Origin of the sequence: Streptomyces sp. NPDC051172, assembly GCF_040682555.1 — a bacterium.
GTDB lineage: Bacteria > Actinomycetota > Actinomycetes > Streptomycetales > Streptomycetaceae > Streptomyces.
Genome location: NZ_JBFBBE010000086.1, coordinates 17,680 through 40,061, shown reverse-complemented (window position 1 = coordinate 40,061; position 22,382 = coordinate 17,680). Strand labels below are relative to the sequence as shown.

Sequence of the window (22,382 nt, the reverse complement as noted above, 5' to 3'; positions counted from 1 at the left end):
GATCTTTTCAGCCCGTCCGGCGTTTGAGGACGGGGCCGTTCAGGCCGAAAGTGGGGGTCTGGGGGCGCAGCCCCCAGGGTCGGGACGGGAAGGGGCGGCGGGGGCGAAATAGAATCGGCGGGTGAACGACCCCGTAGCCCCGGCCGAAGCCCTGCGCCGCAGTCTTGCCGGCCTCCTCGACGGGCTGCCGCCCAAGCAGGCCGCCCAGGCCGTCGACCGCCTCATCGCCAATTACCGCGGGGCCACCCCGACCGACGCCCCCATCCTCCGCGACCGCGCAGACGTGGCCGCCTACGCCGCCTACCGCATGCCGGCCACCTTCGAGGCGGTGCACTCCGCGCTGGAGGCGTTCGCCGACGCCGTGCCCGGCTGGACACCCGGCAGCCACACCGACCTCGGTGGCGGCACCGGTGCCGCCACCTGGGCCGTCACCGCCACCTGGGACGGCACCCGCCCCGTCACTGTCCTCGACTGGGCCGAACCCGCCCTCGCCCTCGGCAAGGAACTCGCCGCCGCCAACCCCGCCCTCCAGCAGGCCAGTTGGCGACGCGCCCGCATCGGCGCCGCCCTCACCCTCGACGACACGGACCTCCTCACCGTCTCCTACGTCCTCAACGAACTCACCGAACCCGACCGCACCGCCCTCGTGGACGCAGCCGCGGCCGCCGCCCGGGCCGTCGTGATCGTCGAGGCCGGCACCCCCGCCGGATACGCCCGCGTCATCGAGGCCCGCGACCGCCTGATCGCCGCCGGGTTCCACGTAGCCGCGCCCTGCCCGCACAGCGCCCGCTGCCCGATCGTCCCCGGCGAGGACTGGTGCCACTTCGCGGCAAGGGTCAGCCGTTCCTCCCTGCACCGCCAGGTCAAGGGTGGCTCCCTGCCTTACGAGGACGAGAAGTTCAGCTACGTCGCCGCCGCCCGCTTCCCCTCTTCTCCCGCCCAGCCGCTCGCCTCTTCTCCCGCCCAGCCGCCCCGTGTCACCCCGGCGCCCAACCGCGTCGTACGCAGGCCCCAGATCCGCAAGGGCCAGGTGCTCCTGGACCTGTGCGAGACCGAACCCTCCCTCGGCCGCACCACGGTCACCAAACGCCACGGTGACCTGTACAAGGCGGCCCGGGACGCGGCCTGGGGCGACCCCTGGCCGCCGTACACCCAGGAGCCGTAGCACCACGAGCCGGTACCGTCGGTCCATGGTCAAGAAGCCCGCCCCCGACGCCACCCGCCGCAGCGAGCGGTCCCGTCGCGCGATCTACGACGCCGCCCTCGCCCTGGTCGGTGAGATCGGCTACCCGAGGACGACCATCGAGGGCATCGCCGCCCGGGCCGGCGTCGGCAAGCAGACGATCTACCGGTGGTGGGGGTCGAAGGCCGACGTCCTGCTGGAGGCGTTCCTCGACCTCAGTGCGCAGGCGGCGCGGGACGCGGGCCAGGAGCCGTACGTCATCCCGGACACCGGCGACCTCGCCGCCGACCTCAAGGCCGTGCTGCGGGTCACCGTCGACCAGCTGAAGGACCCCCGGTTCGAGGTGCCCTCCCGGGCGCTGGCCGCCGAGGGCCTCGTCAACGAGCAGCTCGGCCGGGAGTTCGTGGCCAAGCTCCTCGAACCCTCGCTCCAGCTGTACGTCGACCGGCTGCGTTCCGCGCAGCGAGCCGGTCAGGTCCGCCCCGACATCGACCCGCGCATCGCCCTGGAACTGTTCGTCTCACCCCTCGCCCAGCGCTGGCTGCAGCACACGGGACCGATCTCGTACGCCTACACGGACACCCTCGTCGAGTACGCCCTGCACGGTCTTGCCCCTCGTACCCCGGATGTCCCTTCTGGCACCCCGGAGCACGGCGCGGTGGGACCATAGGGCATGCTGTTGCGCACGACAGCGAGGCGAGGGTGGTAGATGAGCGCGGAGTTGGGCGGCCGGACCGGCCGGCAGGGCAAACTCTCCCAGTGGCTGCGTGGCCGCCGCCCGAAGGAGACCGGCGCCGAAGAAGGCGGCCGTGAGGCCCTGCTGCTCGCCGCCGCCGGAGCGGGTCTGCCGCTCGCCCCCGCCGCGTATCCCGCCCCCGGCTACCGCTGTTCCTGCGACCGCGTGGGCTGTCCCACTCCGGCCCGGCACCCGGTGTCGTTCGCCTGGCAGACGCAGTCCACCACCGACCGCGCCCAGATCGAGCGCTGGGCCCGCCACCAGCCGCAGGCCAACTTCATCACCGCGACCGGCATGGTGCACGACGTCCTCGACATGCCTCTGGAGGCGGGCCGGGAGGCCTTGGAGCGGCTGCTTGCCGCCGGCATCGAGGTCGGGCCCGTCGCCGAGAGCGACGACGGGCGGCTGCTGTTCTTCACCCTCACCAGGGGCACCCCCGAGGACGAGGACGAGTGGTGGCCGTGCGAGTTGGACTGCCACCCCGAGACGATGGACGAGCACCCGGGGCTGCGGTGGCACTGCCGTGGCTCGTACGTCCTCGTGCCGCCTGCCCGGCTGCCCGGTGACCAGGGTGTGCACTGGGTACGGGGGCTTGAGCATCCGCTGCCGGATCCTCTGAGCCTGCTTGAGATTCTCACGGACTCCGGTGCCCGGTACGCGGGTGAGGAGCCCGACCACGCGGGTGCGGGCTGGCCCCTGCGGCACTAGGCGCTCCGCGGGTTGGGCGGCGATGTGTTGTCGGTCGTCTGCGGCTCCGTCGTGGCTGGTCGCGTCCGCGCGGCGGTAGCCGCAGATCAGACACAGCCCCGCGCCCCTTTAGGGCGCGGCCGAACCGCAGTTGCCTACGACCCCTGCGCGGATGTCAGGCCCTCCAACCGTGACAGGACCGCCACCCCGTCGCTGCCCGCGCTCCGAGGCGGGTCCAGGGCCACCCCGTTCGACATGTACTCCAGGGTCAGCGACTGCTTGATCTCGCCGGTGGTCAGCGCCTTCACGCTTGCGTTCTGCGCGGGGATCGAGGTGCCCGCTGCGGCGGTCTGCTTCTCGTAGCGGCGGTTGGTGAAGAAGACCAGTGCGCCGCCGTCCGTCGTGCGCAGCGCCAAGGGGGCGTAGCTGCCGTTGATCAGCGGCTCGTCGATGAACTGTGTGACCAGGCCCGGCTTCTTGGACAGCTTCTTGCGCTCGGCGCGCCACTGGTCGGTGTGCGGACCCGGGGCGAAGACCTGCCCGCCGTTCTTCAGGTAGGTCGCGTAGTCCTTGCTCAAGTCCCCGGGCGGGACGGCGAATTCGGCCGAGTTCGCCGGTACGGCCTCGGCCCAGCCGGCCGCGTCCTTCTGCACCTTCGGCAGCGCGCCCGGGCGGATGAGCGTCAGATACGCCACCTTCCACGGCCGGCCCAGACCGTCGCGGTGGAAGACCAGCAGCCAGTGCAGATTGCCGCCCTTGTTGCCCTGGGCCTCCGCGACGAACCAGCGGGGCCAGCCCGCCTTCTTGGGGATCGTGTACGTCACGTCGCTCAGCTGCAGCGGTGTGTGCGCCGGATTGCCGGACGGGCTGAGCGCGTGACCGGCCTTGAGGCGGGCCGCGTCGATGTCGCCCAGGGCGCCGGTGACATGGTCGGCGTCGAGCGAACTGTCGTACGCCTTGTCCGCCTTGTTGTACGCGGACGTGAACTGTTCGAGCGCCTTGGCCGCCTCGGCGCGGGTGGAGGAGGGGAGCACCTCGCGCTCCCCGTGCACCACCACACAACCGCTCGCCGTCAACGACAAAGCGGTCACCGAGGCCGCAATCAGTGCGCTTCGCTCAAGCCTGCGGAGCCTTCGAGGGCCGCGATCCCTGCTCATCAGGTGTCTTCACCTTCCCCTTCCCGGAGGCGAACCCTACCGGGGCGAAGAACAGCGCGAGCGTCGGGATCAAGTACAGCAGCCACACCGTGACCTGAAGGACGGTCGGGTCCGGCTGGAAGTTGAACACGCCCTTGAGGAGGGTGCCGTACCAGCTGTCCGGCGGGATGGTGTCACTGATGTCGAACGCCAGGTGCGTCAGGCCGGGGATCCAGTCGGCCTCCTGGAGGTCGTGGAAGCCGTACGCCAGTACGCCCGCGGCCACGACGACCAGCATGCCGCCGGTCCAGGAGAAGAACTTCGCGAGGTTGATCTTCAGGGCGCCGCGGTAGAACAGCCAGCCCAGGAAGACCGCCGTCGCCAGGCCCAGCGCCACGCCGATCAGGGGGCGCGGGGTGCCGTCGCCGGCCGCGTGCACCGAGGCCCACACGAACAGGGCGGTCTCCAGGCCCTCACGGCCGACGGCGAGGAACGCGGTGGCGACCAGGGCGCCCGTGCCCATGGCGAGGGCCGCGTCCAGCTTGCCGTGCAGCTCCGACTTCAGGTGCCGGGCGGTGCGCCGCATCCAGAACACCATCCACGTCACCAGACAGACGGCGACGACGGAGAGCGAGCCGCCGAGGGCCTCCTGCGCCTCGAACGTCAGCTCCTGGGAGCCGAATTCGAGGACGCAGCCGAAGCCCATCGCGATCAGCACGGCGATGGAGATGCCGATCCAGATGGGCCGGATGGCGTCCCGGCGGCCCGTCTTGACCAGGTAGGCGATCAGGATGCAGACGACCAGGCTGGCTTCGAGACCCTCGCGCAGACCGATCAGATAGTTGGAGAACACGGCTCACGCCTCCTTGGAGAACAGCGTGCTGCCCCACCAGTCGTCCTTGTCACGGACGCCGGGCGGAACGGCGAACACCGCCGAACCCACGTGCTGGATGTACTCGTTGAGGGCGTCGGTCGCCGACAGCCTGCGCTGCAGCGGGATGAACCCGCCCCGCACGTCCCGCTGGTAGGCGAGGAAGAACAGGCCCGCGTCCAGCCGGCCGAGGCCGTCGGTGCCGTCGGTGAAGGAGTAGCCGCGGCGCAGGATCGTGATCCCGTTGTTGGAGTCGGGGTGCGCGAGCCGGACGTGCGCGGTGGGCTTCATGGCCTTCAGGAACGGCTCGTCGTGCTCCTTGGCCTTGCCGACCGGGGCGCCCTCGCCCTTGTCCCGGCCGAAGACGTCCTCCTGCTCCTGCAGCGAGGTGCGGTCCCAGGTCTCGATGTGCATGCGGATGCGCCGCGCGACGAGATACGACCCGCCGGTCATCCAGTCGGGGCCGTCCTTCTCGCCGACCCACACGAACTTCTTCAGGCGGTCCGTCTCGGTGCCCGCGATGTTGCGGGTGCCGTCCTTGAAGCCCATCAGGTTGCGCGGGGTCTGCGCGTCCGGGGTCGTCGAGGAGGTCTTGCCGAAGCCGAGCTGCGACCAGCGGATGTTGACCTTGCCGAAGCCGATGCGGGCCAGGTTGCGGATCGCGTGCACGGCGACCTGCGGGTCGTCCGCGCAGGCCTGGATGCACAGGTCGCCGCCGGTGCGGTTCCTGTCGAGGTTCTCGCCGGGGAACTGCGGCAGGTCCACCAGCGCCTCGGGCCGGTGGTCCTTCAGCCCGAACCTGTCGAACAGCGAAGGGCCGAAGCCGATCGTCAGCGTCAGCCGCGAGGGCTTGAGGCCCAGCGCCTCACCGGTGTCGTCCGGCGGGGCTTCGGCGAGACCGCCGTACGCGCCCTCCCCGACCGCCTTCCCGCCCGTCATCCGGCGCGCGGCCGCCGTCCAGTCCTTCAGCATCTGCACGAACTCGGCGCGGTCGTCCGTCTGTACGTCGAACGCGGCGAAGTGCAGCCTGTCCTGTACGGGCGTCGCGATGCCGGCCTGGTTCACGCCGTGGAAGGCGACCGCGGCTCCGGTCTCGGCGGCCGTCGGGTCCGCGTCGTTGCCTGCGCGGGTCATCGCGACCGCACCGCCGGCTGCGGCGGCACCGAGCGCGAGCCCCGCCCCGCCCCAGCCGATCAGCGAACGGCGGGAGGGGGCCTTGGAGCTGCCTGCCTCGGTGGTGGCGGCTTCCTGGGTGTCCGTCATGGTGTTGTCCGTCCCCTACTTGACGACGGCGGCGGCGAGCTTGGACAGCGGCTCCGCGAGCGCGTTCACCGCGTCCGAGAGCTCCTTGCGCTGGTCCTGAGTGACCTTGTCGTACGACACGAAGCCGTCGGAGGTCTTGTCGGTGCGGTACTTGTCGAGCAGCGTGTTCAACGTGGCGAACTGCTTGTCGAGCTCGGTGGCCAGCGCCTTGTCGTTCTTCTGCGCGACCGGCTTGAGCAGTTCGTACGCCTGCTGCGCGCCTTCCACGTTGGCCTTGAAGTCGCTCAGGTCCGTGTGCGAGTAGCGGTCCTCCTCACCGGTGACCTTGCCGGTGGCGACCTCGTCGAGGAGCTCCTTGGCACCGTTGGCCATGGAGGTCGGGGTGATCTCGGCCTTGCCGACCCGCTGCTGCCAGTCCTTCAGATCGGTGACCAGCTGGTCGGCGAGGGTCTTCTGCTCGGCGCCGATCTTCTTGTCCTGCCACAGCGCCTTCTCCAGCGCGTGCCAGCCGGTCCACTTCTGGCCCTTCTCCAGGCCGTCGGCGCGGGTGTCGGTCTTCGGGTCGATGTCGCCGAAGGACTCGGCGATCGGCTCGGTGCGCTCCCAGCCGACGCGGGAGGGGGCGTAGGCGTCCTGGGCGGCCTTGAGGTCGCCGGCCTTGATGGCCTTGGCGAAGACCTCCACCTTCGGGAGGGTCGCGTCGGCCTGCTCCTGCGCCCACTCGCGGTAGTCGGCAACGGCCTTGTCCAGCTCGGGGTTCCGCTTGGCGGTGGCGCCGGAACCGGTGACGGTCAGCTTCTGCCGGACGCCGTGGCCCTTCATGCCGGGGCGGCAGGCGATCTCGTACTCGCCCGCCTTCACCTCGGCGGTCAGCGTGTACTTCGTACCGGACCCGATGTTCTCCTTCTCGGAGACGATCCGGTCGTCCGGGAAGAGGATCTCGACCTCGGTCGCCTTGGAGCCCTTGTTCTCGATCTTCAATGTGACCTGTCCGGCCGGCACCGACTTGGTGGAGGTGTCGCACGTGGAGTCGGCGGCGGTCACCTGGACCGCGGCGTCGCCGTCGCCCTTGCTCTTCTCCGTGCACCCGGTGACGGCGGTCAGCGCCGCCGCGGTGGCGACGGCGGTGACGACGGAGAGTCTGGCGGCTCGCATGCAGGCTCCTGAGGCTGGCGAAAAAATCGCGTGGTCGAGACTCACGCAGGGTTGGTGAGGCTCACCTAACTTACCTAAGGCTTACCTGCCTAATGCCCGGCCGTGTGGTGATTCGGATCTCATGGACGCTGTATGAGCACGGCGCGATCGCGGCGGCGCAATGTGAATACCAAGGATTGGTCAAGGGGGCGTCAAGGGATCCGTCCAGTGTTTCAATTCCCCCGTGACCGACTACGACGTGCTCCGCGTCTTCTGCGCCCCGAACGGCGGCTACGGCAACGAACTCGGTGTCGTCCGCGAGGGATCCGTCATGCCCGACCAGGCGGAGCGACAGGCGTTCGCCGCGAAGCTCGGGTTCAGCGAGACCGTGTTCGTCGACGACCCCGAGCGCGGAGTCGTCGACATCTACACCCCCACCCTGCGCCTGCCCTTCGCCGGCCACCCCTGCGTCGGCGCGGCCTGGCTCCTCGATGTGGACGAACTGGTCACCCCGGCCGGGCAGGTCGGGGCGCGCCAGGACGGGGAGTTCAGCTGGATCGAGGCCCGCGCGGAGTGGGCCCCGCCGCGCACCTTGCGCCAGTACGCCACGGCCGCCGAGGTCGACGACCTGCCCGTCCCGCCGAAGGGGGAGTGGATCTACGCCTGGGCCTGGGAGGACGAGCCCGCTGGGCGGGTCCGTGCGCGTGGTTTCCCCGGCCGGGACGACGGCATCGACGAGGACGAGGCCACCGGGGCGGCCGCGTTGCTCCTCACCGACCGGCTTGGGCGGGCGCTGAACATCACGCAGGGGGCGGGGTCGCAGATCCTCACGGCTCCGCAGCCGTACGGGTGGGTCGAGATCGGCGGGCGTGTGTATCTGGAACGCCAGCCCGAACGCTAGGACCCCGTCCCTATGCGCTCAGCGGGAACTCCTCTCCCAGCGCCCGGAACACCGCCGTGTTCAAGGCGAACGCCCGCTTGCACTCCGCGACGATCCGCTGCTTCTCCAGGTCGTCAGCGCGTACGGCATCCAGCAGTTCCCGGTACTCGCGCTTGAAGGCGGCCGGGTTGGCGACCCCCTCGAACACGTAGAAGCGCACCCCGTCGCCCTTCCGTGCGAAGCCCCACGTCTTCTCCGCCTTGCCGCGGATGATCTGGCCGCCGGAGAGGTCTCCCAGATACCGGGTGTAGTGGTGCGCGACGTAGCCGCCGGGCCACTGTTCGGCGCACTGGCGCACCCGGGCCGCGTACGCCGCTGTCGCCGGGAGTGCGCGCAGTCCCGTGCGCCAGTCGGGGCCCCGTAGGTGTGCCAGGTCCTGCTCCAGGGCCGTCAGGCGGAGGAGTTCCGGCCGGATGAAGGGGCCGGCCACCGGGTCGGACGCCAGCCGCTCGGCTTCGGTCTCCAGGGCCTCGTAGACGAACCACAGTTGCTCGGTGTAGCGCGCGTACGCCTCCACGCCCAGCCGCCCGCCCAGCAGGTCGCTCATGAACGTCGAGGTCTCCGCCTCCGTGTGCTGCTCGTGGGACGCGGTGCGGATGACGGTCGAGAAGGAGTCCATGGGCCCCGTCTTCCAAGGTTGCCGACAGGCTGTCGGTAAAAGTGTACGAGAAAAGACCCGCCCCGGCAGCGGGACGGGTCTTCGAAGATCGATACGAAATTCCTACGGCAGGGTGAGGATCTCCGCCCCCGACTCCGTCACCACCAGCGTGTGCTCGAACTGGGCCGTCCGCTTGCGGTCCTTCGTGACGACCGTCCAGCCGTCGTCCCACATGTCGTACTCGTGCGTCCCGAGCGTCAGCATCGGCTCGATCGTGAACGTCATCCCGGGCTGCATGACGGTCGTCGCGTGCGGGCTGTCGTAGTGCGGGACGATCAGGCCCGAGTGGAAGGACGAGTTGATGCCGTGGCCCGTGAAGTCGCGGACCACGCCGTACCCGAACCGCTTGGCGTACGACTCGATGACCCGGCCGATGATGTTGATCTGGCGGCCCGGCTTGACCGCCTTGATCGCGCGGTGCAACGACTCCCGGGTCCGCTCGACCAGCAGCCGGCTCTTCTCGTCGACGTCCCCGACCAGGTAGGTCGCGTTGTTGTCGCCGTGCACACCGCCGATGTACGCCGTCACGTCGAGGTTGACGATGTCGCCGTCGCGCAGCACCGTCGAGTCCGGGATGCCGTGGCAGATGACCTCGTTGACCGAGGTGCACAGGGACTTGGGGAAGCCGCGGTAGCCGAGCGTCGACGGGTAGGCGCCGTGGTCGCACATGTAGTCGTGCGCCACCTTGTCCAGTTCGTCGGTGGTGACACCCGGCGAGATGAGCTTCGCCGCTTCCTCCATCGCCTGCGCGGCGATCCGGCCGGCGACCCGCATCGCCTCGATCGTCTCGGGCGTCTGCACCTCCGGCCCGGTGTACGGCGTCGGGGCGGGCTTGCCGACGTACTCGGGACGGCGGATGTTTCCGGGTACGGAACGGGCGGGGGACAGCTCCCCTGGTACGAGCAGCGACTGGCCAGACATGCCAGTGAGTCTAACGAGCGGGTGTGGGGGAACATGTCCCTGGCGAGAGGAGCAGGTCATGGCCTTGTTCAAGAAGCGCACGGTCGGCAAGCCGGGCGAGTGGTACTACTGCCTGGAGCACAAGAAGGTCGAGGAGGGGCCGGAGTGCCCCGCCAAGGACCGCTTCGGGCCGTACGCCTCCCGGCAGGAGGCCGAGCACGCGATGCAGACGGCGCGCGAGCGCAACCTCGAGTGGGAGAACGACCCGAAGTGGCACGACGCCCCTGCCGGAACCCCTGACGACGACTGATCAGGCCTGCGCGGTGGTCTGTGCCGGTGCGGCTGCCGTCCGCTGGTCGCGCAGCCGCAGCGCGTGCTCGTTCGTGCGCACGTCGTACGTCATCAGCTTGGGCAGGCACAGCGCCAGCAGCCCCACCGCGCCCGCGCAGAGCAGGCCGCCGGACCAGACGGACGTCCGTACGCCCCACCAGGCGGCGAAACCGCCGGAGCGGACCTGGCCGACGGTCGGCCCCACCGAGTACGACAGCAGCTCGATCCCGGCGAGCCGGCCGCGCAGCTCGTCCGGGATCGTCTGGTTCCACATGGCGCCGCGGAAGATCCCGCTGACCATGTCGCAGCCGCCGGCCACGGTCAGGAACAGCAGCACCAGCCATACGTTGCCGACGACGCCGGCGGCGGCGATCGCCAGGCCCCACAGCGCCGCTGACAGCACCACCATCCGCCCGTGCCGGTGCACCCGTGAGGTCCAGCCGCCGGTCAGCCCCACCAGCATCGACCCGAACGGGACCGTCGCGTACATCAGGCCCAGCGCCCAGTTCGCGTCCAACTCGTCGGCCAGGAAGGGCAGTACGGCGAGCGGCATCGCCAGGAACATCGCGGCGAGGTCGACGGCGTAGGTGCCGAGGAGTTCCTTGCGGCTCCAGGCGTAGCGGGCGCCCTCCGCGATGGCCTTCAGCGAGGGCTTCGCGGCTTCGTGAGCGGCGGGGGAGGCGGCGATGGGGACGATGAGGAGCACGGAGACGACGAAGGTCGCGAGGTCCGCGCCGTACGCCCAGCCGAGGCCCGCGTACGCCACGACCACGCCCGCCAGGGCCGGGCCGGCGACGCCGCCGACCGTCCAGCGCAGGGAGTTCAGCGCGGCGGCGGCGGGCATGTGCTCGTGGGCCACGATGCGGGGCCAGAGGGAGTCGATGGCCGGGCGTTGTACGGAGACGAGGGCGGAGGACAGGGCGGCGACGGCGTACAGCGGCCATACGGCCGGGTGCGGGAGCAGGGCGTTGGCCAGCAGGGCCGCGCTGAGCAGGCCCTGTCCGGCCTCCGTCCACACGATCAGCTTCCGCTTGTCGAGCGCGTCGGCGAGGGCGCCGCCGTACAGCCCGAACACGAGCAGGGGCAGCAGCTCCACGGCTCCGATCGCGCCGACCGCCGCCGCGGATCCGGTGAGCTCCTTGAGTTGCACCGGCAGCGCGACGAACGTCAGGAAGCTCCCGAAGTTCGAGATCGTTCCCGAGACCCACAGCCGCCGGAAGTCGCGGGAGTTCCGCCAGGGGGTGAGGTCGGGGAGGAGCGCGCGCAGGCCGTCGGTGGTCACGAAGGGCCATGCTCGGCGGGGCCGCCACCACAGGCAACCGTTTTTCGCCCCCGCCGCCCCTACCCGTCCCGTACCTGGGGGCTGCCGCCCCCAGACCCCCGCTTCGGCCTGAACGGCCTCGTCCTCAAACGCCGGACGGGCTGAGTTGGGGCGGCGGGGGCGAAATCCTCGGGTGAGGTCACCAGCGCGCCGGTGGCGGGGCCGTCAGTTGTTCCGCCAGGCGGTACAGGCGGTCCCTCAGGCGCCGGTTGCCCCGAGGCGCCGGCAGCGCGTTCTCGCCGGCCGCCGCACTCACCAGGTGCTGCACGGTGTCCAGGTCCAGCTCGGAGCCCTCCGGCACAGCCAGCGACTCGTGAGCCAGAGAGGCAAGTTCATCCTCCCCCGGCCCGAGCGCCAACACCGTCGCCCCGGCCCGCCGCACGTCGTACACCCGCTCCAGCAGCGGACCCTCCGGCCCGGCGGGCGAAACCACCAGCAGCGTCTCCCCCCGCCGCGCAGCCGCCAACCGCCCGAGCCCCACCGCCAGATGTGCCGGATCCGAGGGACGCGCCCCATGCCGTACGAGCGTCGGCGTCAGCTCCGGCGTCCCCGACCACGCCGCCTCGTCCACCAGATGCGCCGCCAGATGCCACGGCTCGTACTCCTCGGTGCCCACCAGCAGCAGCCCCCCGCCGTGCGACACCACCGATCCGCGCAGCACCCCCGCGAACCGCCGCGCGGCCCCCAGCCACTCGGTCCCGGCGAGCACTTCCCGCAGCAACGCGACACGTACGGCGTCCATGCCTGCGCATCCTGCACCAGTCGGCGACCCCTGACCGGGCGTTCACCCCGAATTCGCCCGACCTGGCGACAGTGCCGGCGCCTACGAGCGGATCGTCCTGCGACGGCTGCCCGTGACCCGGCTCACCTGACCCGCGGGGGTGGCCGGGGCGGACGTAAAGTCGGCCCATGACCTCTACCGACAGTGCTGCACAGACCCCTGCGAAGGCCCCCGCCAAGGACCCCTGGGACCTGCCCGACGTCTCCGGCCTCGTCGTCGGCGTCCTCGGTGGGACCGGGCCGCAGGGCAAGGGCCTCGCCTACCGGCTGGCCCGGTCCGGCCAGAAGGTGATCATCGGCTCGCGTGCCGCCGAGCGTGCCCAGGCCGCGGCGGACGAGCTCGGGCACGGCATCGAGGGCGCCGACAACGCCGAGGCCGCGCGCCGCAGCGACGTCGTCATCGTCGCCGTGCCGTGGGACGGTCACGGCAAGACCCTGGAGTCCCTGCGCGAGGAACTGGCCGGCAAGCTCGTCGTCGACTGCGTCAACCCGCTCGGCTTCGACAAGAAGGGTGCCTACGCGATCAAGCCGGAGGAGGGCAGCGCGGCCGAACAGGCCGCCGCCCTGCTGCCGGACTCCCGGGTCACCGCCGCCTTCCACCATCTGTCGGCGGTGCTCCTCCAGGACCCGGAGATCGCCGAGATCGACACCGATGTGATGGTGCTGGGGGAGGAGCGGGCCGACGTCGAGATCGTGCAGGCGCTGGCCGGGCGCATCCCGGGCATGCGCGGCATCTTCGCCGGCCGGCTGCGCAACGCCCACCAGGTGGAGTCGCTGGTCGCCAACCTGATCTCCGTGAACCGCCGGTACAAGGCACACGCCGGGCTCCGCGTCACGGACGTGTGAGGCGATGGGGGACACTGGACGCCGTAACGGTGTCCCCCAGCCCGCCGACAGGAGTCGAACGAAATGCCCCGCCTTGGCCTCTATGCTTTGATCGTCTTTGTGCTCGCCGTGGCCGCGGCCGTGGTCTCCTTCGCGCAGGGCAGCTGGCTGGGGATCGTGTGGATCCTGCTCGCGGGGCTGTCCAGCAACATGTGCTGGTACTACTGGAAGCGGGGCCGGGACGGGCGCCGGTCCTCCGTCACTGGCTGACCGAGCAGAACTCGTTCGTGCCCTGCCAGAAGCGGTAGAGCTCCTGGCCGCAGTACGTGCCGAAGTCGCTGATCCCGAGGCTGCGCAGGATCGAGTCGATCATGTCGAAGAACGCGGTGTTGATCGACGGCACCCACAGCAGCGCGAACACGAACAGCAGGCCGAACGGCGCGAAGGGCTCCACCTGCCGCTTGATCTTGTACGACAGCCAGGGCTCGATGATGCCGTAGCCGTCCAGGCCGGGCACCGGCAGGAAGTTCAGGATGGCGGCCGTGACCTGGAGCAGGGCGAGGAAGGCCAGCGCGAACTGGAAGTCGCGCGGCACGCCGTCCAGCGCGTGCAGCCAGAACGGGGCGGTGCACACCGCCGCGAACAGCACGTTCGTCAGTGGACCGGCCGCCGAGATGAGACTGTGCCGCCAGCGACCGCTGATCCGCCCGCGTTCGATGAAGACGGCACCACCGGGCAGACCGATACCACCCATGATCACAAAGAGGACCGGCAGCACGATGCTCAGCAGCGCATGCGTGTACTTCATCGGGTTCAGCGTGAGATAGCCCTTCGCGCCGACCGAGATGTCGCCGCTGTGCAGGGCGGTACGCGCGTGTGCGTACTCGTGCAGACACAGGGAGACGATCCAGGCCGCTGTCACGAACAGGAACACGGCCACGCCCGGCTGCTCCGCGAACCCGGTCCAGGTGGCCCAGCCCGTGACCGCCGTGACGGCCAGGATCCCCACGAAGACGGGGCTGATCCGCCGGTCGCTGCGGCTGGTGGTGGCGGTGGTCATGGGACTCCCTGGACAGTGCGTGCACGCGGTGGGACTGCCCGACGGTACCGGGCGTACGTGGAAAACGTCTCGCGGGGGGACGGTGGTTCCGTGGAAGGGTGGGGACATGGGGGATGGCATGTGTGTTCTGCGCCGGCCGGCAGAGAGCACGGTTGCGCTGCCCCCGTGACCGCACCGCTCGCCCGAACCCCATGACCGCCCCCGACGTCAACGGAGACAATGGACCCCGTGCGCTATCGCATCCTCGGCACCACTCAGGCGCTCCGCGCCGACGGCACCCTTGTCCCGGTCGGCGGGGCGCGGCTGCGTGCTCTGTTGACCGTGCTGGCGCTGCGCGCCGGGCGTACGGTGCCGACCGGTGTCCTCGTCGACGAGGTGTGGGGCGGTGACCCGCCCGCCGACGCGTCGGGTGCGCTGCAGGCGCTGGTCGGCCGGCTGCGGCGGGCGCTCGGCGCGGACGCCGTGGCCTCCGCGGAGGGCGGCTACCGGCTCGCCGCCCCGCCCGACGACGTCGACCTGCACCGCTTCGAGCGGCTGACCGGCGAGGGGACGCGGGCGCTGGCCGACGGCGACCCCGCCAAGGCGGCCGTCGTGCTCGACGACGCCCTCGGCCTGTGGCGCGGGCCCGCCCTGGCCGACCTCCCCGACCGCACCGCGGAGGCGGCCCGCTGGGACACCCGCCGCCTCGACGCCCTGCGCACCCGCCACACCGCCGCCCTCGCCCTGGGCCACGCCGAGCAGTCCCTCCCCGAACTGACCGCGTTGTGCGACACCCACCCCCTCGACGAACCCCTCCAGGCCCTACGCCTGCGCGCCCTGCGCGACGCGGGCCGCACGGCCGAGGCACTGGCCGCCTTCGAGGACGTACGACGCCTCCTGGCAGACCGACTGGGAGCGGATCCGGGGAGCGAACTGAGGGAGCTGTACGGGGAGTTGCTGCGACCGGACGAGGGGGGACGCGGGCTCGGTGCCGGCGTTTCGTCGGGTGGTCCGGGGCGGGACGGCGGTGAGCGGTCGGGAGAGCGGGACGAGTGGGCACGCGAGAGGGGCGCCTACGCCCCGTCGGACGGCCACGGGTGGAACAGCGGTAGGCAGGCTGTCGGTTGGCCGGGCGCTGCCGCCGGCGCAGGTACGGACGGTGCGGGGGCCGCGGTCGGCGGTCTGTCGGGCCAGGGGCCCGTCGTTCAAGGGGCGTCGGCTGCCGCTCCCAGGGCCGATGCCCCCCAGCCCCCGGGCAACCTCCGCGCCCGCCTCACCTCCTTCGTCGGCCGGGAGGTCGACATCGAGGCCATCCGGGGCGATCTCGCGGCGGCCCGGCTGGTCACGTTGCTCGGGCCCGGTGGGGCCGGGAAGACGCGGCTGTCGCAGGAGGCCGCCGAGGCCGTGCGGTATGCGGCGCGGGACGGGGTGTGGCTGGCCGAGCTGGCGCCCGTCGACGATCCGGATGCCGTACCGGAGGCCGTGCTGACCGCCGTCGGGGCCCGCGAGACCGTGCTCTACGGCGCCGGGGCCGAGGCGATGCGGGCGGCAGGGGCCGAGCGGCACGACGACCCCGTCGAGCGGCTCGCCGAGCACTGCGGACGGCGGCGCATGCTGATCGTCCTCGACAACTGCGAGCATGTCGTCGAAGCCGCCGCCCGGCTGGTGGAGGAGCTTCTCGAACGGTGCCCGCAGTTGACGGTGCTCGCCACCAGCCGTGAACCCCTGGGCGTACCGGGGGAGTTGCTGCGTCCCGTGGAGCCGCTGCCCGAGCCGGTCGCGCTGCGGCTGCTCGCCGACCGGGGCGCGGCCGCCAGGCCCGGGTTCCGCGTCGACGAGGACCCCGAGGCATGTGCCGAGATCTGCCGGCGGCTCGACGGGCTTCCCCTGGCCATCGAGCTGGCCGCCGCCCGGCTCCGTATGCTGACGCCCCGCCAGATCGCCGACCGGCTCGACGACCGCTTCCGGCTGCTGACCTCCGGCAGCCGCACCGTCCTGCCCCGCCAGCAGACCCTGCGTGCGGTCGTCGACTGGTCCTGGGATCTGCTCGACGAGGAGGAGAAGGAGGTGCTGCGGCGGCTCTCCGTCTTCGCGGGCGGCTGCGATCTGACCGCCGCCGAGGCCGTCTGCGGACCCGCGGCGCTGGAAGCCCTCGGTTCACTCGTCGACAAGTCCCTTGTCGTGGCCGCCCCTTCGGGCGACGGAGGCATGCGCTACCGGCTCCTGGAGACCGTCGCCGAGTACGCCGGCGAGCACCTGGACGAGACCGGGCGGCGCCCGGAGACCGAGCGCGCGCACCTGACGTACTACCGCGAACTCGCCCGCACCACCGACCCGTTGCTGCGCGGCCCCGGCCAGCTCGCCGCCATCCGGCTGCTGGAGCGCGAGTACGAGAACCTGCGCACCGCCCTGCGTCACGCCGTCACCGAGCGCGACGAACAGGAAGCCCTCTGCCTCATCCTGTCGCTGTCCTGGTACTGGCAGATGCGTGACGCGCGCATCGAGGCCCGCAACTGGTGCGCCGAGGTCATGGCCCTCGGCCCCGACCCCTTCACCGCCCCCGCCCGGCCCGCCGAACCGCTCTGGCAGCGCTGCACCGACGTCCCGCCCCCGCTGTCCGGCGAACTCCTCGCCGAGGCCCGGCGCGGAGTCCATCTCGCCCATCTCGCCTGCATGGACACGGAGTTGGAGGCCTGGGAGTCCCCGCAGGCGAAGGAGAAGCTGCGCACCATAACCGAGGTCTACCGGCCCGGCCTCCCGCAGAACTGCCGTACCCCCGGCATCCTCTGGTTCTACGCCGTGATGCTGACCGGCAGCGTGGAGCAGCTGCCGGGAATCCTCGACGCGAGCGTCGCCACCTGCCGTGCCACCCCCGGCATGGAGTGGGAACTCGCCGCCACCCTGCAGATGCGCGCCAACCTCCTCGCCAACCGCAGCGACTGGGCGGGCGACGCGCGGCGCGACGCCGACGAGTCGCTGGAGATCTACCGGCGGATCGGCGACCTGTGGGGCACCGCCGAGGCGCTGTCCGCCCGCGGCGAGGCCAATGAACGCATCGGCGAGTACGCGGCGGCCGCCGCCGACTACGAGGCGGCGATGGAACGCGCCGAACGCCTCGGCGCCCGCGCCCAGATGGCGGTGCTGGGCGCCCGGCTCGGCAGCGCGCTGCTGGAGGCGGGCGAGACGGAGCGGGGCGAGCAGCTGCTGCGCGAGGTGATCGAGCGGCAGGACGGCACGGTCAACGAGGCCATGCCCGCCGCCCGGATGTTCCTCGCCGCCCGGCTCGCCATGGCCGGCCGGATGCCGGAGGCGCGCGAGCAACTGCGGCTGCTGCGCGAGGAGTTCAGCATCGCCCACTTCGTCGTCTTCGACGCGTTCATCCTCGGATCGGAGGCCTTCGTGGAGGCGGTCGACGGCAACTACGAGGAGTCCCTGGACAAGGCCCGGCTGGCGCTGCAGCGGGCCGGTGACCCACTGTCCGAGGCCATCGCCCCGCATATGCGCCCCCTGCACCTGGCCCTCGCCGCGATCGGCCTCGCGGGTGTCGACGGCGGCAGCCGGGCCCGGGACGCCGCCCGCTGCATCGGGGCCGCGTGGACACTGCTGCCGGTCGGTCATGTCGCGACGGCCATGGAGCGCGACGTGTACGCCAGGGCCGAACGACTCGCCCGCGCGGCCCTCGGGGACCAGGCCTACGAGGCCGCCCACGCGGAGGGCGGCGGCCTCTCCGCGGAGGAGGCCGCCGCCCTGGTCTGACGCGGACCGAAGTGCCGTAGGGCCAACGTCAGCTCTTGGTACGGAACTTGTGGATCGCGTACGGCGCAGCCACCGCCGTGATGGCCACGGACCAGCCGAGCGTGACCCACAGGTCGTGCGCGACCGGGCCGCCCACCATCAGTCCGCGCGCCGCGTCGGCGAGCGTGGACAGCGGGTTGTAGTCGGTGAAGGCCTGCAGCCACCCCGGCATGTTCTTCGTCGGCGCGAAGATCGACGAGCCGAACTGCAGCGGGAAGAGCACCAGGAAACCCATCGCCTGCACGGACTGCGCGTTCTTCAGGACCACGCCCAGGGTGAGGAACACCCACATGATCGACGAGGCGAACACCGTGGCGAGTCCGACGGCCGCGAACAGTCCGGCCCAGTGGTGGATGTGGAACCCGACCAGCACGGCGACGATCATCAGCACGGTCGTGGCGAAGAGCATCCGCGCCAGCTCGACCGCGATCTTCGCGAACAGCACCGAGCCGCGCCCGATCGGCAGGGACCGGAAGCGGTCCATGACACCGGAGTTGAAGTCCTGGCTGAAGCCGGTGCCGACGCCCTGCGACAGCGACATGCTCATCATCGCGATCATGCCGGGGATGACGTACTGGACGTACCCGTGCTGGCCGCCGCCCAGCGCCTGTCCGATCGAGCCGCCGAAGACGTACACGAACAGCAGGGTGAAGATGACCGGCATCAGCAGCGCGTCGAACATCGACTCGGGGTCCTGCTTGATCCACAGCAGGTTCCGGCGGATCAGGGCGCCGGTGTGGCGCAGATGGCCGCGCAACGGGATGCGCGCATCGGTGGCCGGAGCGGTGGCGGTTGCCGCGCTCATACGGCGACCTCCTCGAGGGTGTCGGTGGGTACGGCGTCCTGCGGGGCACTGGCGCGGTGGCCGGTGAGCGACAGGAACACCTCGTCCAGGCTGGGCAGTTCGGTGGTGATGGAGCTGATCGTGATGCCCTCCGCGAGGACCACGCCGGCCACCGCGGTCAGCTGTTCGTCGCTGAGGATCGGCACGAGCACGGAACCGCTCTCGGTGTCGACGGTCGTCGTGGCGAGCCCGGTGATGCCGAGGCCGTCGAGGGTGGCGGCGAGCGGGCGCAGCTGCTGCGGATCGGCGGGCCGCACCCGCAGCGTCCGTCCGCCCACCTTGGCCTTCAGCTCGTCGATGGCACCGCCCGCGACGACCTTGCCGCGGTCCACGACGGTCAGCTCGGTGGCCAGCTGCTCGGCCTCCTCCATGTACTGGGTGGTGAGCAGCACGGTGACCCCCTCTCCGACCATCCGCTTGACCTCGTCCCACACCTCGTTGCGGGTGCGCGGGTCGAGGCCGGTGGTGGGCTCGTCGAGGAACAGCACCTCGGGCCGCCCGATCATCGAGGCAGCGAGGTCGAGGCGCCGCCGCATACCGCCGGAGTAGGTGCTCGCGGGCCGCCTGGCGGCGTCGGTCAGCGAGAACCGCTCCAGCAGCTCGTCGGCACGCGCGCGTGCCTCCTTGCGGGGCAGGTCGAGCAGCCGCCCGATCATGTAGAGGTTCTCCCAGCCGGGGAGCTTCTCGTCGACGGAGGCGTACTGTCCGGTCAGGCCTATCACCCGGCGCAGCTGCCGGGGCTGGCGCAGCACGTCGTATCCGGCGACGGTCGCCTGCCCCGAGGTGGGGGTGAGCAGGGTGGACAGGATCCGCACCAGGGTGGTCTTGCCGGCACCGTTCGGCCCGAGCACACCCATCACGGTGCCCTCGCGCACATCCAGGTCCACACCGTCCAGCGCCTTGGTCTCGCCGTAGTGCTTGACCAGCCCCCGCACGGTGACGGCGGCGTTTCCGCCGCTGGGGTTGTTGTCGATTCGCGTCATGCCGATGACGGTGTCAGGGCCGACCGACAAAAGACCGACAGGTCACCGACACGGCTTTGTCGGCGCCTACAGACCGCCGACAGTTTCGCCCCGGCCGCCCCTAGCCGTCCCGTCCCTGGGGGCTGCCGCCCCAGACCCCCGCGGGCTGAAAATCAGCCCCTCCGGCGTTTGAGGAGCGGGGGTCCGGGGGCCGGCCCCCGGTACGGGACGGGGAGGGGCGGCGGGGGCGAGAAACAAAACGGCAGCCCGTCGACGGGGGAAGATCGACGGGCTGCCTCTGTGCCGCTGTGGCTCTAGTGCACGGAGTTCTCCTCCGACGGGAACACCCCGCCGACCACGTCCTCCGCAAACTCCTTCACCGCGTTCCCCATGACCTCACGCAGGTCGGCGTACTTCTTGACGAACTTCGGCACCCGACCGGGGGTCAGCCCCAGCATGTCCGTCCACACCAGCACCTGCGCATCCGTCTCGGGCCCGGCCCCGATCCCGACCGTAGGGATGTGCAGCACCCGAGTCACCTCGGCCGCCAGCTCCGCCGGCACCAGCTCCAGCACCACCGCGAACGCACCCGCGTCCTGCACGGCCTTCGCGTCCCGCAGCAACTGCTGCGCCGCCTCCTCGCCGCGCCCCTGCACCCGGTAACCCATCGCGTTCACGGACTGCGGGGTCAGCCCGATGTGGGCCATCACCGGGATACCGGACTCGACAAGCAGCCGGATCTGTTCGTGCGACCGCTCACCGCCCTCCAGCTTCACGGCACCCACCCCGGCGTCCTTCACCAGCCGGGTGGCCGAGCGCAGCGCCTGCACCGGACCCTCCTGGTAGGAGCCGAAGGGGAGGTCGCCGACGATCAGGGCGCGCTGCGTGCCGCGGACGACGGCCGCGGACAGCATGGTCATCTCGTCCATGGTGACGGGCACGGTCGTCTCGTACCCGAGGTGGCAGTTGCCCGCCGAGTCGCCGACGAGGATCACCGGGATGCCGGCCTCGTCGAAGACGGACGCGGTCATCGCGTCGTAGGCGGTGAGCATGGGCCACTTCTCGCCGCGTTCCTTGGCGAGGGCGATGTCGCGAACGGTGATACGGCGTGTGCCCTTGCCCCCGTACAGCGCCTTGCTGCCGTCGGAGGGCCTGTTCTGGACAGTCTGGGCAGCCGAAAGCTGCGTCATTGCAACGGCTCCTTCAGTCATCTCGAGGCACCCTGACGGCGTCCCCGGATCACCCCCCATGGTGGCACTTCGTGCCAGCCAGGGCCAGAGGGAACTCCGTCACGTACCGGACGCAGGGAGCGGGCGTAAGGTCCAGGTAAAATATTTACGATACGGCACCGTCTCGTATCGGAATTCGCCTAGCCTGGACGGCATGACGACTCCACCCGTTCCCGCCCGCCGGATACCCGAGGCGGTGCACCGGCGCCGCTGGGCCATCCTCGGCGTCCTGATGCTCAGCCTGCTGATCGTGGTGCTCGACAACTCGATCCTGAACGTCGCCATCAAGACGATCTCCACCCCGGCCCCGACCGGGCTGGGCGCCACGCAGAGCGAGCTGGAGTGGGCGATCAACGCCTACACGCTCGTCTTCGCCGGTCTGCTGTTCACCTCGGGCCTCATCGGCGACCGGGTGGGCCGCAAGAAGGTGCTGCTCGGCGGTCTCGTCGTGTTCGGCGTCGGCTCCGCGCTCGCCGCCGAGTCCGGCTCACCCGATCAGCTGATCGCCTACCGTGCGCTGATGGCCCTCGGTGCGGCCTTCGTCATGCCGGCCACCCTCGCCGTCCTCATGAACGTCTTCGAACGCGAGGAGCAGCCCAAGGCCATCGGCATCTGGGCCGGCGGCGTCGGCCTCGCCATCGCCATCGGCCCGATCACCGGCGGTGTGCTCCTCGACCACTTCTGGTGGGGCTCGGTCTTCCTGATCAACGTGCCGATCGTGCTCCTCGCGCTCGCCCTGATGATCTGGCTCGTCCCCGACTCCCGCGACCCGCGGCCCGGCCGGCTCGACCCCATCGGCGTCCTGCTGTCCGTCGTGGGCCTGGTCCTGCTCGTCTACGGCATCATCAAGGGCGGCCAGCTCGCCGACTTCACGGACGCCCAGGTGCTGTCGACCATCGCCGCCGGTCTCGTCGTACTCACCGCGTTCGTCGTCTTCGAGAAGCGCAGCGACCACCCCTCCCTCGACGTCACGTACTTCAAGAACAAGGTGTTCTCGGCCGCCATGGCCGCCATCGCGCTGGTCTTCTTCGCGCTGATGGGCGTCACGTTCTTCGCCGTGTTCTACACCCAGAGCGTGCGCGGCTACTCGCCGCTGCAGTCCGGTCTGCTGATGCTGCCGCTGGCCGCCGCGCAGATGATCTTCGCGCCGCGGGCCCGGCTGATCGTCGACCGGTTCGGCAACAAGGTCACCACCGGGGTCGGACTGCTGCTGCTCGCCGGGATGCTCGCCGCGTTCGCGGGGTTCGAGGCGGACACCCCGATCTGGGTCCTGGAGGTCGTGTTCTTCCTCATGGGCGCCGGCATGGCCCACGTCATGACCCCGACCAGCGTCGTCATCATGCAGGCCCTGCCGCGTGAGAAGGCCGGCTCCGCGTCCGCGCTGAGCAACACCTTCCGCCAGGTCGGCGGTGCCCTCGGCATCGCGGTCCTCGGCTCGGTGCTGTCGACGGCGTACCGCAACGGCATCGAGGGCAAGCTCGGGCACCTTCCGGCCGGGCTGCGGGACACGGCCGGCGAGTCCATCGAGGCCACCCTCGGCGTCGCGGCGAAGCTCGGCCCGCAGGGCAGGGCCCTGGTCACTCCGGCCAACGACGCCTTCCTGCACGCCATGCACGTCACCGCCCTGTGCGGCACGGTCGTCGCGATCCTCGGCGCGCTCGTGGCCTTCGTGTTCCTGCCCGGGAAGCCGCCGGCCCGTCAGGAAGGCGAGGAGGAGCAGCAGTTGGTGTCAGCGGCGGACTAGCGTCT

General features: G+C 71.0%; 21 protein-coding genes. 9 read left to right on the top strand and 12 right to left on the bottom strand.

What is annotated here, in order from left to right:
• The first annotated feature begins 121 nt into the window (after positions 1 to 121).
• The 3 genes from AB0N07_RS36450 to AB0N07_RS36440 are packed head-to-tail and all read left to right on the top strand — an operon-like array spanning position 122 to position 2,627.
• Positions 122 to 1,165, top strand: coding sequence for a small ribosomal subunit Rsm22 family protein (locus tag AB0N07_RS36450; RefSeq protein ID WP_365842670.1), 1,044 nt, complete (start codon positions 122 to 124; stop codon positions 1,163 to 1,165).
• A gap of 25 nt (positions 1,166 to 1,190) precedes the next feature.
• Positions 1,191 to 1,853, top strand: coding sequence for a TetR/AcrR family transcriptional regulator (locus tag AB0N07_RS36445; RefSeq protein WP_365842668.1), 663 nt, complete (start codon positions 1,191 to 1,193; stop codon positions 1,851 to 1,853).
• Between the two features lie 39 nt (positions 1,854 to 1,892).
• The gene (locus tag AB0N07_RS36440) at positions 1,893 to 2,627 is read left to right on the top strand and encodes a bifunctional DNA primase/polymerase (protein WP_365842666.1); all 735 of its coding nucleotides are present in this window, start codon (positions 1,893 to 1,895) and stop codon (positions 2,625 to 2,627) included.
• A 134-nt stretch (positions 2,628 to 2,761) separates the two neighbouring features.
• Here the strand turns inward: AB0N07_RS36440 and AB0N07_RS36435 are convergent, their stop codons facing one another.
• From AB0N07_RS36435 to efeO, 4 genes are read right to left on the bottom strand one after another with little or no spacing between them, the layout of a single operon-like run.
• Positions 2,762 to 3,763 carry a hypothetical protein gene (locus AB0N07_RS36435; RefSeq protein ID WP_365842664.1) on the bottom strand — a complete coding sequence of 334 codons (1,002 nt, stop codon included), beginning with the start codon at positions 3,761 to 3,763 and terminating at the stop codon, positions 2,762 to 2,764.
• Positions 3,723 to 4,595: an iron uptake transporter permease EfeU gene (gene efeU / locus AB0N07_RS36430; protein ID WP_365842662.1), complete on the bottom strand. Its 873-nt coding sequence runs from the start codon at positions 4,593 to 4,595 to the stop codon at positions 3,723 to 3,725. The genes AB0N07_RS36435 and efeU overlap by 41 nt, the downstream gene beginning before the upstream one ends.
• A 3-nt stretch (positions 4,596 to 4,598) precedes the next feature.
• On the bottom strand, positions 4,599 to 5,876 hold the full coding sequence (efeB, locus tag AB0N07_RS36425; RefSeq protein ID WP_365842660.1) for an iron uptake transporter deferrochelatase/peroxidase subunit: 1,278 nt from the start codon (positions 5,874 to 5,876) through the stop codon (positions 4,599 to 4,601).
• Positions 5,877 to 5,891: 15 nt separating this feature from the next.
• The gene (gene efeO / locus AB0N07_RS36420) at positions 5,892 to 7,031 is read right to left on the bottom strand and encodes an iron uptake system protein EfeO (RefSeq protein WP_365842658.1); all 1,140 of its coding nucleotides are present in this window, start codon (positions 7,029 to 7,031) and stop codon (positions 5,892 to 5,894) included.
• Positions 7,032 to 7,254: 223 nt separating this feature from the next.
• Between efeO and AB0N07_RS36415 the strand changes: the two genes are divergently transcribed.
• Positions 7,255 to 7,911: a PhzF family phenazine biosynthesis protein gene (locus tag AB0N07_RS36415; protein ID WP_365842656.1), complete on the top strand. Its 657-nt coding sequence runs from the start codon at positions 7,255 to 7,257 to the stop codon at positions 7,909 to 7,911.
• 10 nt (positions 7,912 to 7,921) lie between these two features.
• Here the strand turns inward: AB0N07_RS36415 and AB0N07_RS36410 are convergent, their stop codons facing one another.
• Together AB0N07_RS36410 and map are read right to left on the bottom strand one after the other, a co-directional pair.
• Positions 7,922 to 8,569, bottom strand: a complete 648-nt coding sequence (locus AB0N07_RS36410) for a biliverdin-producing heme oxygenase (protein ID WP_365842654.1) — start codon at positions 8,567 to 8,569, stop codon at positions 7,922 to 7,924.
• Between the two features lie 102 nt (positions 8,570 to 8,671).
• Positions 8,672 to 9,529, bottom strand: coding sequence for a type I methionyl aminopeptidase (gene map, locus AB0N07_RS36405; protein WP_365842652.1), 858 nt, complete (start codon positions 9,527 to 9,529; stop codon positions 8,672 to 8,674).
• Positions 9,530 to 9,587: 58 nt separating this feature from the next.
• On the opposite strand from map, the gene AB0N07_RS36400 reads away from it, so the two are divergent.
• Positions 9,588 to 9,818, top strand: a complete 231-nt coding sequence (locus AB0N07_RS36400; RefSeq protein ID WP_115908505.1) for a hypothetical protein — start codon at positions 9,588 to 9,590, stop codon at positions 9,816 to 9,818.
• Here AB0N07_RS36400 and AB0N07_RS36395 read toward each other — a convergent pair whose 3' ends face one another.
• Both AB0N07_RS36395 and AB0N07_RS36390 read right to left on the bottom strand, forming a co-directional pair.
• Positions 9,819 to 11,120, bottom strand: coding sequence for an MFS transporter (locus AB0N07_RS36395; protein WP_365842650.1), 1,302 nt, complete (start codon positions 11,118 to 11,120; stop codon positions 9,819 to 9,821).
• A gap of 178 nt (positions 11,121 to 11,298) precedes the next feature.
• Positions 11,299 to 11,901 (bottom strand): hypothetical protein, encoded by a 603-nt coding sequence (locus AB0N07_RS36390; protein WP_365842648.1) that lies wholly within the window; start codon positions 11,899 to 11,901, stop codon positions 11,299 to 11,301.
• Positions 11,902 to 12,068: 167 nt separating this feature from the next.
• On the opposite strand from AB0N07_RS36390, the gene npdG reads away from it, so the two are divergent.
• Entirely contained in the window at positions 12,069 to 12,785 is a 717-nt protein-coding gene (npdG, locus tag AB0N07_RS36385; protein ID WP_365842646.1) for an NADPH-dependent F420 reductase, read from the top strand.
• A 63-nt stretch (positions 12,786 to 12,848) separates the two neighbouring features.
• Positions 12,849 to 13,034: a hypothetical protein gene (locus AB0N07_RS36380; RefSeq protein WP_365842644.1), complete on the top strand. Its 186-nt coding sequence runs from the start codon at positions 12,849 to 12,851 to the stop codon at positions 13,032 to 13,034.
• Here AB0N07_RS36380 and AB0N07_RS36375 read toward each other — a convergent pair.
• A complete protein-coding gene (locus AB0N07_RS36375) occupies positions 13,024 to 13,824 on the bottom strand; it encodes a site-2 protease family protein (RefSeq protein ID WP_365842642.1) in 801 nt (266 codons plus the stop codon). The genes AB0N07_RS36380 and AB0N07_RS36375 overlap by 11 nt on opposite strands.
• Before the next feature lie 219 nt (positions 13,825 to 14,043).
• Between AB0N07_RS36375 and AB0N07_RS36370 the strand changes: the two genes are divergently transcribed.
• Positions 14,044 to 17,559, top strand: coding sequence for a BTAD domain-containing putative transcriptional regulator (locus AB0N07_RS36370; RefSeq protein WP_365842640.1), 3,516 nt, complete (start codon positions 14,044 to 14,046; stop codon positions 17,557 to 17,559).
• 28 nt (positions 17,560 to 17,587) lie between these two features.
• Here the strand turns inward: AB0N07_RS36370 and AB0N07_RS36365 are convergent, their stop codons facing one another.
• The 3 genes from AB0N07_RS36365 to panB form a co-directional block, all read right to left on the bottom strand.
• Positions 17,588 to 18,403 (bottom strand): ABC transporter permease, encoded by an 816-nt coding sequence (locus AB0N07_RS36365; RefSeq protein ID WP_365842638.1) that lies wholly within the window; start codon positions 18,401 to 18,403, stop codon positions 17,588 to 17,590.
• Positions 18,400 to 19,425, bottom strand: a complete 1,026-nt coding sequence (locus AB0N07_RS36360; RefSeq protein ID WP_365842636.1) for an ATP-binding cassette domain-containing protein — start codon at positions 19,423 to 19,425, stop codon at positions 18,400 to 18,402. Before AB0N07_RS36360 ends, AB0N07_RS36365 begins: the two co-directional genes overlap by 4 nt.
• Positions 19,426 to 19,718: 293 nt before the next feature.
• Entirely contained in the window at positions 19,719 to 20,594 is an 876-nt protein-coding gene (gene panB, locus AB0N07_RS36355; RefSeq protein ID WP_365842634.1) for a 3-methyl-2-oxobutanoate hydroxymethyltransferase, read from the bottom strand.
• Positions 20,595 to 20,787: 193 nt separating this feature from the next.
• Between panB and AB0N07_RS36350 the strand changes: the two genes are divergently transcribed.
• Positions 20,788 to 22,377: an MFS transporter gene (locus tag AB0N07_RS36350; protein ID WP_365842632.1), complete on the top strand. Its 1,590-nt coding sequence runs from the start codon at positions 20,788 to 20,790 to the stop codon at positions 22,375 to 22,377.
• Positions 22,378 to 22,382: the final 5 nt, after the last annotated feature.

Coding starts and splice junctions, on each gene's coding strand:
- AB0N07_RS36445 (WP_365842668.1), top strand. CDS start 1,191: ATGGTCAAGAAGCCCGCCCCCGACGCCACCCGCCGCAGCGAGCGGTCC.
- AB0N07_RS36440 (WP_365842666.1), top strand. CDS start 1,893: ATGAGCGCGGAGTTGGGCGGCCGGACCGGCCGGCAGGGCAAACTCTCC.
- AB0N07_RS36435 (WP_365842664.1), bottom strand. CDS start 3,763: ATGAGCAGGGATCGCGGCCCTCGAAGGCTCCGCAGGCTTGAGCGAAGC.
- efeB (WP_365842660.1), bottom strand. CDS start 5,876: ATGACGGACACCCAGGAAGCCGCCACCACCGAGGCAGGCAGCTCCAAG.
- efeO (WP_365842658.1), bottom strand. CDS start 7,031: ATGCGAGCCGCCAGACTCTCCGTCGTCACCGCCGTCGCCACCGCGGCG.
- AB0N07_RS36410 (WP_365842654.1), bottom strand. CDS start 8,569: ATGGACTCCTTCTCGACCGTCATCCGCACCGCGTCCCACGAGCAGCAC.
- map (WP_365842652.1), bottom strand. CDS start 9,529: ATGTCTGGCCAGTCGCTGCTCGTACCAGGGGAGCTGTCCCCCGCCCGT.
- AB0N07_RS36400 (WP_115908505.1), top strand. CDS start 9,588: ATGGCCTTGTTCAAGAAGCGCACGGTCGGCAAGCCGGGCGAGTGGTAC.
- AB0N07_RS36390 (WP_365842648.1), bottom strand. CDS start 11,901: ATGGACGCCGTACGTGTCGCGTTGCTGCGGGAAGTGCTCGCCGGGACC.
- npdG (WP_365842646.1), top strand. CDS start 12,069: ATGACCTCTACCGACAGTGCTGCACAGACCCCTGCGAAGGCCCCCGCC.
- AB0N07_RS36380 (WP_365842644.1), top strand. CDS start 12,849: ATGCCCCGCCTTGGCCTCTATGCTTTGATCGTCTTTGTGCTCGCCGTG.
- AB0N07_RS36375 (WP_365842642.1), bottom strand. CDS start 13,824: ATGACCACCGCCACCACCAGCCGCAGCGACCGGCGGATCAGCCCCGTC.
- AB0N07_RS36370 (WP_365842640.1), top strand. CDS start 14,044: ATGGACCCCGTGCGCTATCGCATCCTCGGCACCACTCAGGCGCTCCGC.
- AB0N07_RS36365 (WP_365842638.1), bottom strand. CDS start 18,403: ATGAGCGCGGCAACCGCCACCGCTCCGGCCACCGATGCGCGCATCCCG.
- AB0N07_RS36360 (WP_365842636.1), bottom strand. CDS start 19,425: ATGACGCGAATCGACAACAACCCCAGCGGCGGAAACGCCGCCGTCACC.
- panB (WP_365842634.1), bottom strand. CDS start 20,594: ATGACGCAGCTTTCGGCTGCCCAGACTGTCCAGAACAGGCCCTCCGAC.
- AB0N07_RS36350 (WP_365842632.1), top strand. CDS start 20,788: ATGACGACTCCACCCGTTCCCGCCCGCCGGATACCCGAGGCGGTGCAC.